We start from the raw sequence: 14144 nt of genomic DNA, 5'->3' as shown, positions 1-14144 counted from the left end.
ATTCAAAAATATAATCAATTATACAAATTTCATTTTCTATTGCTCTTGTGTATGATATGGTAAGGGAAATGACATATTATTTTATGATAGTAGAAAGGATTTGCATTATGACTGAAAAAATGACACGAATGACCCAATTTGTAAAAGAAGAAATTGCAAATGCAATTACACATGGTATCGGTGCCATTTTAAGCATCCCTGCCTTAATCATATTGATTATTCATGCTTCTAAGCACGGTACCGCATCAGCTGTAGTCGCATTTACTGTTTATGGTGTAAGCATGTTCTTACTGTACTTGTTTTCAACATTGCTACATAGCATTCATCATCCTAAAGTAGAAAAAATATTTACTATTTTAGATCATTCAGCCATTTACTTATTGATTGCTGGCACGTATACTCCTTTTCTACTTATTACACTTCGTGGCCCATTAGGATGGACGTTGCTTGCTATAATTTGGACACTTGCAATCGGAGGTATCGTCTTCAAAATCTTCTTTGTACGTCGCTTTATAAAGGCATCAACTTTATGTTACATCATTATGGGCTGGCTCATAATCGTTGCCATTAAACCACTTTATGAAAATCTAACTGGACATGGTTTTTCACTACTTTTAGCAGGTGGAATTTTATATTCTGTCGGAGCTATATTCTTCCTTTGGGAAAAGCTACCTTTCAACCATGCCATATGGCACCTGTTCGTTTTAGGTGGTAGTGCGATGATGTTCTTCTGTGTACTCTTTTATGTCTTACCTACAGCATAATAAAAAAGGTTTCAGCTTACTATAAGCTGAAACCTTTTTTATTACTTATGTAATTGTGATGCGATAACTTCCTGTGTATGCTTCGTTAATTCTTTAATATCCATATTCGCATACTCTTCAGGTGTAATCGGCTTAGAAATTGTTACTGTTGCATGAGCTGACTTCATACGATTTCCATTCGCTTCAAACATCTTATATGTACCATCTAACGTTACAGGTAAAATTGCTACACCTGATTTTACTGCAAGATGGAAACTACCAGCCTTAAACTCTCCAACTTCGCCACCTTTACTTCTCGTTCCTTCTGGGAAAATTACGATAGAATGTCCATTCTTTAATAGTTCGATTCCATCTTTAATTGCTTTAAGAGATTGACGACGATCGCTACGATCCATAAATACACAATTCATAAGTTCCATCCAAGTTGGTACAACTGGGAACTTTTTAATCTCTGCTTTTGACACGAATCCAATTGGTTTATTTAAGTAACCTAGTAAAACAGGGATATCCATATTACTTTGGTGATTACTTACAACTAGTACCGGCTTGTCTTTCGGAACATTTTCAAGCCCTTTCACTTCTACTGTCCCTCCAGCTACACGTACCATTTTCTTACCAAACCAATTTGTCGTTTTATACACAGCATTATCTTTTTCTTTTGGCGCCATCGTATTTACTTGTCTTTTAAGACGCCACATTCTCGGTGTAATCGCAATTACAATTAAAATTAAATAAAAGATTTTAAAAAACGTTTGAATCATACAGAACCCCCACCTATTATCATTCCGACCTTCATTATACTAGACAAACGAAGGAAAAAGAAGAAAAAAAGTCCAAACAGCAAGTGTTTGGACTTTTTAAGCATTCTATATTAGAAACGTTTTGCTAATTCACGAGCATTAGCAATTGCCGCTTCTTTAATTTCTTGTGCTTTTTCAGGGTTTGCATTCATACCCTCAACTGCAATATAATCAGTATCATTTACACCGACAAATCCTAATACAGTTTTTAAATGATTGCGTCCGAAGTCTACAGCTGCGTATGCTCCTTCAGAATATACGCCACCTGTTGCTTGAATGTGAAGTGCTTTTTTACCTTCTAATAAGCCGACTGGACCATTTTCAGTATATTTGAATGTTTTACCTGCGATTGCTACGTTATCTAAGTATGCTTTTACTACTGGTGGATAGCTAAAGTTCCACATTGGAGTTACGAATACATAACGATCTGCATGCATAAATGTTTCTAAGTTTGTGTTCATTGCTGCTACTTTTTGTTGTTGAGCTTCCGTTAAAGTTTCAAAGCCTTCACCTGCTGCAAATTTACCCCAAGCAGCAAATACATCTGCATCGATTGCTGGTACAGTAGTATTGAATAGATCAATTGTTACAACTTCGTCTTGTGGATGCTCGTTTTTATAAGCCTCGATGAAAGCTTCCCCTACTGCCATTCCGAAAGAACCTTCTGCTGAATTTGGATTTGCTGTGATAAATAGTACTTTTGTCATTGTATTCTCTCCCTTTTTTCTCTTTATCTTCAATTCAAGATTTGTTTTTTAAAAGTTAATAACTTACCTTATGTAAGTATAATACAAAAAGTTTTATTCAATGTCAATAAAAAATAGCTACTTTTTTTTCGTAAGTTAATGATTTATTTTGTTTCTCTAAAATTTAGTATACAGATATTAAGACTTCTCATACAAAAAGGCTACCTCTATAAATTATAGAGATAGCCTTTTATTACATATTATTTTTGAAAAACATGTTTTACTTTTTCAGCTGGAATGTTACTTCCACCTCTACCTTTTACATCTTCAATCATCATTGTAATGACCATATCTGGCGAATTCAAATCAAATGCAGCGAACCAGCCTAGTTCTTTTCCTTCGGCTTCTTTAGATACTTTTAATTCCGCTGTACCTGTTTTTCCAGCAAGAGTCATTCCATCAATCTTAGCAATTTTCCCTGTACCATCCGGATCATTAATTACTTTCGTCATAGCAGTTTTTAATATATCCTGATTTCCTTTAGAAATTACATTTTCTTTCCAAGCTTTTGGTTGTTTATCTGTTTTAATAATATACGGTGATGGAATCGTTCCATCATTTACAATTGGCGCATACGTTAAAGCTAAATGAAGAGGAGTCATTAATACTTGTCCTTGTCCATATCCTGTATCTGCCATTTGAATATCATTTTTAATACCGTCATTTGCAATTTTAGAAGCAGGGAATCCATATTCAATTGGTAGTTTCTCATCGAATCCGAATTTTTTCGCTTCACTCATAAACTTGTCTTTTCCGATTTTCAAAGCTTCTTGTGCGAAGTAAATATTATCCGAGTATTTCATCGCCTTATCAAAATCAATCGGATTTGCATCTTTCACACGCGTTACATAATAATTACCCCAAGAAGAATCTTTTGTCCATTTTAATCCTTCAATTTTCAACTCTTCTTTTGGATCGATTGTTTTCGTTTCAAGACCAATTGCAGCTGTAATTGGTTTAAATACAGAACCTGGTACCGATAATTGTGTAAAGCGATTCGTCATCGGTTTTTTCGGATCATTATTCCAAGCTTCGCGTTGCGCTTTCGATGTTCCTCGTGCAATTAAATTAGGATCATATGCTGGACTACTTACTAGTGCAATTGTTTCTCCACTTTTCGGATTGATTGCTGCACTTGAACCAGCTTCGCCCTTCATTTCATTATACGTTTTTTCTTGAACAGCACTATCAATAGTTAAAGTTACATTTTCTCCATCAACAGCATCTGTTTTTGCCAAGTTTTTAATTTCTTTTCCTTGCGCATCTTCTACAAAGACACGGCCACCTTTTTTACCGCGTAGCTTTTCCTCTAATACTTGCTCTAAACCAGCTTTACCAACTGGGTCATCAGCTTGATAGCCTTTCTTTTGTAGCGTTTTTAAATCTTCAGCATTTACCTTTCCAATATAACCAGTCAGATGAGCTGCCGCTTCCCCTAACGGATATGTACGAACATTTACAGGTTTTGTTGAAACACCTGGTAAATCAATGTACGTATTTTGCGTTGCCCCTTCAGGCAAAATTCCAATTGGTACGAGATACCCTGGTTTTACCCATTTAGCAGCTAATTTTTGATCAATTTCTTCTACAGACATATTTAATAACTTCGCTACTGTTTCTTTCGTTTGCGGAGCAGTATCGCCTAACTTTTCAGGAATCAATCCGATTTCAGAAGCTTTCCCATTTGTTGCAAGACCTTTTCCATTACGATCGTATATTTCACCACGTTTTGGCTGTGTTGTCTGCATACGCACTTTACTATCTTTCGTCATGCCAGGGAAAATAAAATCAGGAGTCCAATCTATTTTCCAAGATTCTTTATCTCCATCTTTTTCTTTAACCATTTTTGCTTCATGGCCAAAAGTAATTTTACCACCAACTGTATCCATGCTTACTTTAAAAGGAACAGGGCCTTCATCTTTTTTATCTTCTTTTACTTCCCCTGTTTCTACCTTTAAGTCTTTCACTTCGATACCAGAATAAATTTTTTCATATTTCTCAGTAAATTCTTTCTTTGAAATATCTTTTTTTGCATTTTTTGATAGTTGATCATACATATCTGCAAATTTTTGTTTATTCCACGCTTTTACATATGTATCAAACGCTTCTTGTGGTTTTTCTTCTTTACCACATCCAACTAACATGAATGTTAAGCAAAGAAAAAGAATCCCCCATATCTTTCTCAATCGATTCTCCTCCTCTTTCTATATTAGTACTTTTGAAAATTTTAGCATTTTTACATGCTACCTATCATTATAGCACTATCGAATCTCATCTATAAACTTATATTGGTGAATATAAATAAAAAGATTGATGCGAATTCTCACATCAATCTTCTTTATTATTGTTGTTTCTCATATACGTGGTAATAATACGTATACGGGTTTTTTTCATCTGTTAAACCTTTTTCTACAAAAATCTCTTTCCAATTTGTCATATCCATTTCTGGGAAGAATGTATCTCCTTCAAATGCATAATGAATTTTTGTTATATACAACTTGTCTACGTATGGTAAAAAGAGATCGTAAATTTGCGCTCCGCCAAAAATAAAAATCTCTTCTTCATTTTTACATAGTTCGAATACTGCTTCTACAGAATGAACAACTTCACATCCTTCAACGTGATATCCTTCATTACGAGTTACAATAATATTACGTCTTCCAGGCAGCGGTCTACCAATCGCTTCATAGTTCTTTCTTCCCATAATAAGCGGGTGACCCATCGTTGTTTTCTTCACGTATTGTAATTCACTCGGTAAACGCCAAGGTAAATTATTATCTTTACCAATTACTCTATTTTCGTCCATTGCGACCATAAATGAAACAATCATTTTTTCATCTCCTCTACAATTATACTGCAACCGGTGCTTTAATTGCTGGATGCGGATCGTATCCTTCAATCGTTAAATCTTCCATTTCAAAATCGAAAACAGATTTCACATCTGGATTTAATGTAAGTTTCGGGAATGGACGTGGTTCACGTGCCAATTGCTTTTCTACTTGTTCAAAATGATTTGTATAAATATGTGCATCACCAATTGTATGAACAAATTCTCCTACTTCAAGACCACATTCATGTGCAATTAAATGTGTTAGCAGTGAATAGCTTGCAATGTTAAATGGAATTCCAAGGAATATGTCACCACTTCTTTGATATAGCTGACAAGAAAGTTTCCCATCCGCTACATAAAACTGGAATAATGTATGACAAGGGGGTAATGCCATACTTGGTACGTCTTCAGGATTCCAAGCAGAAACGATTAAACGACGTGAGTCTGGTGTTTTTTTAATCATTTCAATTACATCTTTTAATTGATCAAGTGTCTCACCAGCTGTCGTTTTCCAAGCTCGCCACTGTTTACCGTAAACGTCTCCTAAATAACCATATTTATTTGAGAAATCATCATCTTCTAAAACGTTCTTTTTAAACAATTCCATCTGCTCATCGTACTGTACTTTAAATTCTTCATCTTGTTGTGAGCGAAGACCAAAATCCGTCATGTCAGGACCAGTATACTCATCACTTTCTACCCAGCTCTTAAACGCCCATTCATTCCAAATATTATTATTATGCTGCAATAAATAGCGAATATTTGTATCACCTTTCATAAACCAAAGTAGTTCACTTGCTACAAGGCGAAATGGTACTCTTTTTGTCGTTAATAAAGGAAATCCTTTACTCAGATCAAAACGCATTTGATATCCAAATACAGATACAGTTCCTGTCCCTGTACGATCTTCTTTCTTCGTACCATGTTCCATTACATGGCGGCATAAATTTAAGTATTCATTTTCAGCATGTTTCATATGTAGGAAAACCTTCTTTCAATCGTATATGCAATTTATCATAACATGAAAAATGGTAAATTTAATAATCCTAATTAATAAAATTTCTTCCGCTAATTCTTACAAAATTATTAACTTTCCAAATTTAAAAAGGTTTTCATTTTCTATTACCGAAAGTATAGTGCGGTAGAACAAAATTTATATTTGGAGGTTAGAAGTATGTCTAAAATTGAAACGCCTGTTATGACTTCTTTACAAACAGCGGTTGAAAAAATGATGAAGGATTTAAATGTTCCTGGTGCTGCTGTCGCTGTTATAAAAGACGGTGAAGTTATTATTTCAGAAGGTTTCGGCTATCGTAATATAGAAACAAAAGAGGCTGTTACACCGAATACTCGATTCGCAATCGGTTCCTCAACGAAAGCATTTGGCACACTTTCATTAAGCTTGTTAGCACAGCAAAAAAAGTTTAATTGGGATACCCCTATCCAGTCTTATATACCTAACTTTACTTTATCTGAACTACTTGCTAGCTCACAAGTTACAGGACGGGATTTAGCTTCTCATCGAACTGGAGTGAGTCGTCATGAGGCTCTTTGGTATAGCTCTTCCTTATCTCGAAAAGATCTCGTTGAAAAAATAAAACATTTACCACTTGATGCACCGTTCCGGACTGCATTTCTATATAACAACTTAATGTATGCAACAATTAGCTACATTGTTGAAAACATTACAAATCAAACGTGGGAGCAATACACTACAGAACATATTTTAGAACCTTTAAATATGAGACATACAAACTTCTCTGTTAACGATTCACAAACTACAGATGATTATGCTTTACCTTACATTGAAAATGACGGTGAAATAAAAGCAGTTCCATTCCGTAACATCGATACAGTTGGCGCTGCTGGGTGTATTAATTCCACAATTGAAGATATGGCAAATTGGGTACTTCTCCACTTAAATGAAGGAAAATTTGGAGATCATGAATTAATCTCCTCTGAATTATTACAACAAATGTATACACCACACAATTCAATTCCAGACCAACCGGTTTTATCACTCCCTGAATCTCCATTAAATAGTTACGGTCTTGGTTGGTTTATTAGCGCTTATCGTGGTAAAAAAGTGATTCATCATGGCGGTAATATCGATGGATTTTCAGCGCTTGTTTCATTCATACCAACAGAAAACATAGGCCTTGTCATTTTAACGAATGCTGGAGGAACATTACTTCCTACTTATCTCGCTAATCAAATTTATGACGAACTACTTGAATTAGAATCCATTGATTGGCATAAACGTGCTGTAGAAGATACTAAAAAAATGAAGGAAATGATGAAAGAAGCAACTGAATCCCTCCCTGAACAAATTAAAGGGACTACACCTTCGCACAAGTTAGAGGATTATACTGGTACTTTTGAACATCCTGCATACGGAACATTACAAGTATACAAACGAGATGATTCGTTATATGTACAATTTATGGAAATGGATATTCAATTAGGGCATCATCATTACGACATCTTCTCCGCAAAAGTTGACTTATTCCAAATGAAAATGAGCTTATTATTCGCTTATGAAATGAATATAAGTGGTGAATTCCCATCCCTTCAGTTACATGTACCTGCTATGTTAAGTACACAGCCGCTTACATTTAAGAAAATTAAATAATTATTTTAATAGAGGGAAGATACACTTCCCTCTATTTTTATATTAATATTCTCATCCAAATAAAGGATTTTACGTATAGAACAAGGAATCCTTTTATTTAGTTATTTAAACTATAAGGAGGAAAAGCATTGTACACAGAAATCTTCAAAGAAGTTGTTTCGATTACTCATCACGATTATTCCGGTTGTATTGATAAAAAAGGATGGGATGATCCTACTACATATTTACAAACAATTGAGCAACTAGAGAAGCAAAGAGATTTAACACCAGTACAATTCACTGAAATTGTAAATGATTACTTATTAGACTTCAAAGACAATCATATGTTTTTCAAAATGAGCTCTAACGATCAACCTCTTAACAGTGTTGGCTTCCAAGTGAAAAGATACGAAGATCACCTATATATTACATCTACTTCACAAGAAAAAAGAGTAAAAATAGGACAAACTATCGTTGCATTAGATAATATGAAAATTCCTGAGCTATTAATAAAGTATAAAAAGTATGTAAATGAGAATACATATGAGCGTGAAAAATGGGCCTATGTTTTATTAAAATCATCAAATTGTACACTTATAGATAAAGATGGAGTAACCGAAACCATTTCTTTACAAAAATATAAACAAAGCGAATACACACCTATCTATTCATTAAAAAAGTACAATAAAGATACACTCTTAATTACTTTAACTGACTTTGCAAATCCTGCAGCTATTAATCAATTAATCGACTCATACAAAAACGAGCTGGATTCTTTTCAAAACTTAATTATAGATGTGCGATTGAATCGTGGTGGAAGTGATGATGCATTTTTCAACATACTTCCTTACTTATTTGAAGACAAAGAAATTTCTCTTTTCGACTCTTCAAATACACTGCAATTAAATCATACAGAACGAAATTATTATTTACGAATGCAAGACTTTGAAGAAGATTACGATTCTTCCGACGACCTTTCAAAGTTAGTCGCCGATATGTTTATTCACGATTTAAAAGAGAATTATAAAAAGGGCCTTGTTACATTTGATACATCTAGACTACCAAAAGAACTTCAAACTTTAAAAATACACGGACGAACAACACCAAGTAGAGTAGCCGTATTAACAGATGTTACATGTGGAAGCTCTGGTGATTCTTTTGTAGAAGCAACAAAAAAATCACCGAAAGTAAAAGTAATAGGTCGTCCTACTGCTGGTTTAAATGATTATTCTAATTTAGCAGTAATGGAATGGGCTGGTACGTTCACTCTTTACTATCCTACTTCACGGCTTTCTATTATAGATAAAGGCAAAGGAATGTCCGGAATTGGAATACAACCTCATATACATATTCCATGGACTCCGGAACATATACAAGAAGATGTGGATTTAAAGTTAGCATTACAACTACTTCAAAATGAAGAATGGTAAAAAATAAAGGTAGGTGCGAATCACACCTACCTTTTCTATTTCATATCAATCTTATCTGGTTGAAACCAACTTGGTTTTGATAACTCAAAGTTTTTATGATCTTCCAATACAATATGAAGACGCTCTAACATATCATCCAACATATGTGGTGCTGCTCTTAATGTCCAGACAACTGATGAGAAAACTGTCATGCCAACGTACACCGCATATAATTTCCAGAACTCCTCTGGTATTCTCCTATTAAAGTATCCTTCTATTTGTCCGATTGAATACGGAATACTAATGTCCCTTGCAAATAGTGCAATTTTCACGAAATCATGCAGTGGATCGCCCCAGTCATAACCATTAAAATCAACTACACCTACATATTTCCCATCCCGTACAATTATATTTTCTAAATGAAAATCATCGTGTTGAAATCGATTTGGGCGATCCTTTACATACATTTCATTTTCATCTATAAACTTAATAATCTTATCATCATTTTTTATTTTTATTCCGCATGTTTTGTATGCTTCTAAATATTTACTATGTTTTTTCATTGCTCTTTCATGCCATGGAAGTATATCATTAGGAGCTTCATATGTATGCATTTTTGCTAAATCTTTTCCTGCCTCTATGCCAATATCATATTGTTCTTTTGGTGAATACGTAGGCAATAGCTTCTTCGCATCTTCCCCTTCTAAATATGAAAAAATACTATAGCATACACCTTCTTCTTCCAATATACCTATTTCAATTGGCCTTTGTGCCTGTACGTTACGTTTTACCATTTCATTTAAAATTTGAAACTCTATTTTCTTTCTTTCATACTCTTTTATATCTCCTGTCCGAAATAAATATTTTTCATTATTTGCATTCGTAATTACATATTTCTTATCTGGAGAGAAACCTTTAGAAATTTCTTCAATATTCGCTGCATCTTTTACAATTTGTATATTGTTTTGCCGTGCTGTAATTATCTTCATATCTATTCCCCTTACATTTCTGCATTTGGTGTATAGGCTACTTCTACAATAAATCCATTCGGATCGTAAAAATCAATCGTATAGTACCCTTCTGAATAATGATTCATTTCAATTGGACCACGTATTACCTTCACTTTCGTACTAGAAAGAAAATCTGCTACTTCATCAACTACTTCTCTATGAATAGCTTGATAACAAATATGTCTAGGACCTAACGTCCTTACGATTTCCTCATCTACTTCTTTAAAGTATATTTCACTTTCTCCCGTGCTATATGCTACTTCATTTAACTTTCTCCATCCAATTATCGGAAACAACTTATCATAATAAGAAATGGATTCCTCTAAATTTGCTACTCAAAATTCAATATGATGAATACACTCCTTGTACTACTTGCACAATTTCCATCGGCTTATGAACCATATAATCGGGTGCGTCTTTTTTCACTGTTTCAATAACATCATATCCCCAAGATACCCAAATTACATTCACCCCAGCCTTTTTACAAGCTGCTACATCTCGCTGTTCATCACCAATGTATAACATATCTTGCTCTGTTATCTTTTTCGATTTTAAAAATCTTTTTATCATCTTGTCTTTACCGAACAAATTTTTAGAACAATACACTTCTTGTATATTTTCTATATCATTCTTTTGTAAAAATGCTCGAATATGCTCTTCTGAATTAGATGATATAACCGCAATACCGTATCCTTTTTTATGTAGTTCATCTAATACATCCTTCATTCCATGGAATAAAACGAGATCTTTTATAGCAGGCTGATATAATTTATAAAACTCTAACGCTAATATCGGTAGTTTGTACAGTGGTACATCGAGTTGTTTACATCTCTCTGACATCGTTAATTTACGTAAATACTCAATTTCTTCTTCCCTTACCGTTTTATACCCGTGTTTTTCAGCAAGTTGATTATAAATTGGTACAAATATATTTTGTGAATCTACTAATGTGCCATCAAAGTCAAAAACAATATATTTTTGCATTCCCATACTCCCTTTGCTGCTTTTTTTCTAAACCTATCATATTCAACACCATAGTTGTCTTACCCTTCTATAAACATAAAAAAAGAACAAGATTTTCTCTTGTTCTTTTTAAGAAAGCCATTTTGGCGGTACATTCGTATTCCAATAAATATTCCCTAACTCATGATGTCCAGAGTATCCATCATCAAAACGATGATAGTGGAAATTAAAATAATAACCATCTTGCGGTGGATGATCTCTTCTTACATGGAAACGCAATAAGTCATTTCCTGTTTGCGTATCGTAGACGTGAAAAATCTTTTCATTATTTCCACCAGCTGGTCTTTGAGAAATCGCTAATGATTGCAATGACTCCGCTGGTACATCATTGGCAAGTTCAGCAATTGCCTCTTCAATCTTTGGTAATATTACATCTTTAAATTCATCTTCAATTACTGGGCCAATTTTAGTACCAAACTTTTGCATCGACTGTTTTTCTGCTTCTTGCATCGCATAAGTAATAAAAGTATCGGTGGTTAACCTGTCATTCGTTTCTTCATATGTATAGGACGTACTCTCCAAATTTTGTTGCCCAGCTGTGCTCGTAGGCTTGTCCGCAGCTTTGGCATTATCAAGCAATATGGAAGGAGGCGTCACTAAACCAAATGTAAATACGGTAATTAATGCGACTAAGGTTTTTCTAAACCAATTTGGCATTTATGTTCCCTCCCCTTTCACTCATTATTTTTTATATAACGGTGGTTTCTTCTATTATACAAAATGATTATAATTTTTGCACTTTACAATTTTGTTAACGTTCACATATTTTTCACTTGAATATGAAATTGTAAGATTTCATACAATATTAATACCACAATATTGAGGAGGCACTTGAATGACTTTAGATGTCATGTATTCCGCCGCAAGCATACTCGTTTTAGTATATTTTATTTATCAATGTGTTACAGACTAGAAAAAGAGCCGTCAATGGCTCTTTTTTAATGGTAAAAATACAATCCATACAATTAATAAAATAAAAATAATGCCACCAATCACAGCTGGCAATAAATAAAACTGGGCAAGTATAACTATTCCATACAAAAGTATTGCTGGTAGTAGTAAATAACGATTTGCCTTCCATCTTAACAAAAGTAAGTTCCCTTCATCACAATATAAATGAAGAAACATCTTATTCGTAAATTCATTCCAATAATCACGTGCATAGCGAGAAATTGCAACTACAGCAAATACGAGAACAATAGCTGCAATCCACCTAGGAGTCATAATTATACTTGCAGTACTGATACATACAATTTGAATATAAAATATTCGTGCAGTACTTGTACGGAAAAATTCTTTCAAAAAAGATTCGACAATACGAGAATCAGCTTTTTTTCCTAATAGTCTTTTAGAGTACGGAAACATCCACGGTTTTTTATTCGAACTACTCGGTTTAGCCGCATGACCACCAACTTGCATAATTCCGCTCGTCCAGCGCATGCTTTCCTCCTTTTCTTTCTTAATTTCTTTAAAAAAGAACTTTTTATAATTCATTTTCGCTTTTACTAATACACTACTTAAGAAAATTACTAAACCGATAAATAGAATTGAATAAAATGGATTTTTATAAATAAAAAATAAACTAATTCCCAAAAAGGACACGCTCATAGAAAATACTACATTTTTTACAATCCATAAAACCCATCGTTTCTCCGCATGTACATGAATAAATCTCGTTAACAACGACATCATAAATCGAAATATAGTAAAGAATACCCAAAATAATAGGACTTGTATCTCTGTTACTCCGATACTTTTCATCAACACCGGTAACATAATAACGACTAATATTATATTCGTTATCGCTATTCGAACAAATGTGTACATCATGCCATACTGGACTAATTTTTGCATATGTGTTGCATACGAAATTAAAAATAAACTATCCGCTTGCTCAAAAAATGAACGAACTCCTCTCGGATATGTTACTAGATAAAATGCGAGTAATCCTAATCCGAAATAAATCGTCTCTTCCGTTGATAATTCATTTATCCATAGTGACCTATAATAGATTCCCATAAATATAAATGCTGGTATAATAATATATAATGCGACTGTCCAATCTGTTACCGAACGTATAGACTTCCACTTCCGCTGAAGCTCATGGCGTAATCTTTTATAAAATTGTTGTTTAATCATGTTGTTCACGCCTTACGATTACATCAAAGCAGTCTAGTAATGAGCTACCCGGCATTTCCGCTAACATTTGAATAGATTCTAAATGTCCATCTGCGACTAATGTACCTTGTGAAATGAGTAAAAATCTTTCACAAATTTTTTCAGCAGTATCCAATACGTGCGTACAAAGTAAAATTCCTGCTCCGCGCTCTTTTTCTTTATATAAATAACTTAAAAACTCTTTCGTAGCTACTGGATCTAAACCGATAAAGGGTTCATCAATGATATAAAAATCTGGCTCAGTTAAAAACGCCAATATTAGCATCGATTTTGTTTCATACCTTTTGAAAACTTTGATAAATACTCATGTTTATGCTTATCCATTCGAAAAGTATGTAATAATTGTTCCGCTCGTTCTTCCCAGCTTCCCATTTCACTTCCACGAGCAGCCATTAATAATTCAATATGTTCCCAGAGCGTCAAGTAATCATAGTATGTTGGATGTTCTGGCACGTATGCATACGGATTTTTCTTTTTACCGAATGATATTTCACCGTCCATATTTACAAGTAATCCGAGCATCGTTTTTATCGTCGTACTCTTCCCAGCACCATTTGCTCCAATAAGAGCAACTAGTTCACCTTTTTCGATAGAAAAAGCTATATTATGAATTGTTTCTTCGCCTATTTCATATCCAGCTGAGCGGATATTTACTTCTAACATGCATTTCCCCTCTTTCCATTTCCAATACAATCAAGGAAAAGAATAACATATAACTATCTATATATCATTATAAAATATTTATTTTCATAGCAGGAAAAAACATTGTTTAA

The 14144-nt window shown here is 33.9% G+C and carries 12 protein-coding genes and 2 pseudogenes; 3 read left to right on the top strand and 11 right to left on the bottom strand.

Going from position 1 to position 14144, the window contains the following annotated elements:
• The first annotated feature begins 107 nt into the window (after positions 1-107).
• On the top strand, positions 108-764 hold the full coding sequence (gene trhA / locus IBT51_RS20875; protein WP_000136889.1) for a PAQR family membrane homeostasis protein TrhA: 657 nt from the start codon (positions 108-110) through the stop codon (positions 762-764).
• A 41-nt stretch (positions 765-805) separates the two neighbouring features.
• Here trhA and IBT51_RS20870 read toward each other — a convergent pair whose 3' ends face one another.
• The 5 genes from IBT51_RS20870 to IBT51_RS20850 form a co-directional block, all read right to left on the bottom strand.
• Entirely contained in the window at positions 806-1525 is a 720-nt protein-coding gene (locus tag IBT51_RS20870) for a lysophospholipid acyltransferase family protein (protein ID WP_000616582.1), read from the bottom strand.
• Between the two features lie 110 nt (positions 1526-1635).
• On the bottom strand, positions 1636-2271 hold the full coding sequence (locus tag IBT51_RS20865) for an FMN-dependent NADH-azoreductase (protein ID WP_000170028.1): 636 nt from the start codon (positions 2269-2271) through the stop codon (positions 1636-1638).
• Between the two features lie 239 nt (positions 2272-2510).
• Complete coding sequence (pbpC, locus tag IBT51_RS20860; protein ID WP_016098466.1) at positions 2511-4496, bottom strand: penicillin-binding protein 3; 1986 nt, start codon at positions 4494-4496, stop codon at positions 2511-2513.
• Between the two features lie 155 nt (positions 4497-4651).
• Positions 4652-5140, bottom strand: coding sequence for a dihydrofolate reductase (locus IBT51_RS20855; protein ID WP_200458590.1), 489 nt, complete (start codon positions 5138-5140; stop codon positions 4652-4654).
• A gap of 19 nt (positions 5141-5159) precedes the next feature.
• Positions 5160-6116, bottom strand: coding sequence for a thymidylate synthase (locus tag IBT51_RS20850; protein ID WP_000679600.1), 957 nt, complete (start codon positions 6114-6116; stop codon positions 5160-5162).
• A 198-nt stretch (positions 6117-6314) separates the two neighbouring features.
• Here IBT51_RS20850 and IBT51_RS20845 point away from each other — a divergent pair, with 198 nt between their 5' ends.
• Positions 6315-7772: a serine hydrolase gene (locus tag IBT51_RS20845; RefSeq protein ID WP_144465451.1), complete on the top strand. Its 1458-nt coding sequence runs from the start codon at positions 6315-6317 to the stop codon at positions 7770-7772.
• A gap of 128 nt (positions 7773-7900) precedes the next feature.
• A complete protein-coding gene (locus IBT51_RS20840; protein ID WP_088023287.1) occupies positions 7901-9181 on the top strand; it encodes a S41 family peptidase in 1281 nt (426 codons plus the stop codon).
• A gap of 35 nt (positions 9182-9216) precedes the next feature.
• Here the strand turns inward: IBT51_RS20840 and IBT51_RS20835 are convergent, their stop codons facing one another.
• The 6 genes and pseudogenes from IBT51_RS20835 to IBT51_RS20810 form a co-directional block, all read right to left on the bottom strand.
• Positions 9217-10149 (bottom strand): aminoglycoside phosphotransferase family protein, encoded by a 933-nt coding sequence (locus tag IBT51_RS20835; protein ID WP_065228780.1) that lies wholly within the window; start codon positions 10147-10149, stop codon positions 9217-9219.
• 11 nt (positions 10150-10160) lie between these two features.
• Positions 10161-10526, bottom strand: a pseudogene (locus tag IBT51_RS20830) (VOC family protein).
• Positions 10513-11154 (bottom strand): HAD family hydrolase, encoded by a 642-nt coding sequence (locus IBT51_RS20825; RefSeq protein ID WP_140155659.1) that lies wholly within the window; start codon positions 11152-11154, stop codon positions 10513-10515. The pseudogene IBT51_RS20830 and the gene IBT51_RS20825 overlap by 14 nt, the downstream one beginning before the upstream one ends.
• A 108-nt stretch (positions 11155-11262) precedes the next feature.
• Positions 11263-11850: a YpjP family protein gene (locus IBT51_RS20820; protein WP_088023278.1), complete on the bottom strand. Its 588-nt coding sequence runs from the start codon at positions 11848-11850 to the stop codon at positions 11263-11265.
• Positions 11851-12117: 267 nt separating this feature from the next.
• Positions 12118-13332 (bottom strand): ABC transporter permease, encoded by a 1215-nt coding sequence (locus IBT51_RS20815; protein ID WP_088023276.1) that lies wholly within the window; start codon positions 13330-13332, stop codon positions 12118-12120.
• Positions 13325-14034, bottom strand: a pseudogene (locus IBT51_RS20810) (ABC transporter ATP-binding protein). Before IBT51_RS20810 ends, IBT51_RS20815 begins: the two are co-directional and overlap by 8 nt.
• Between the last annotated feature and the right edge of the window lie 110 nt (positions 14035-14144).

Source organism: Bacillus sp. S71 (assembly GCF_016625265.1).
Classification (GTDB): Bacteria; Bacillota; Bacilli; order Bacillales; family Bacillaceae_G; genus Bacillus_A; species Bacillus_A cereus.
The sequence above is the reverse complement of the archived record's forward strand: the minus strand, read 5'-3'. Positions and strand labels throughout refer to the sequence as shown.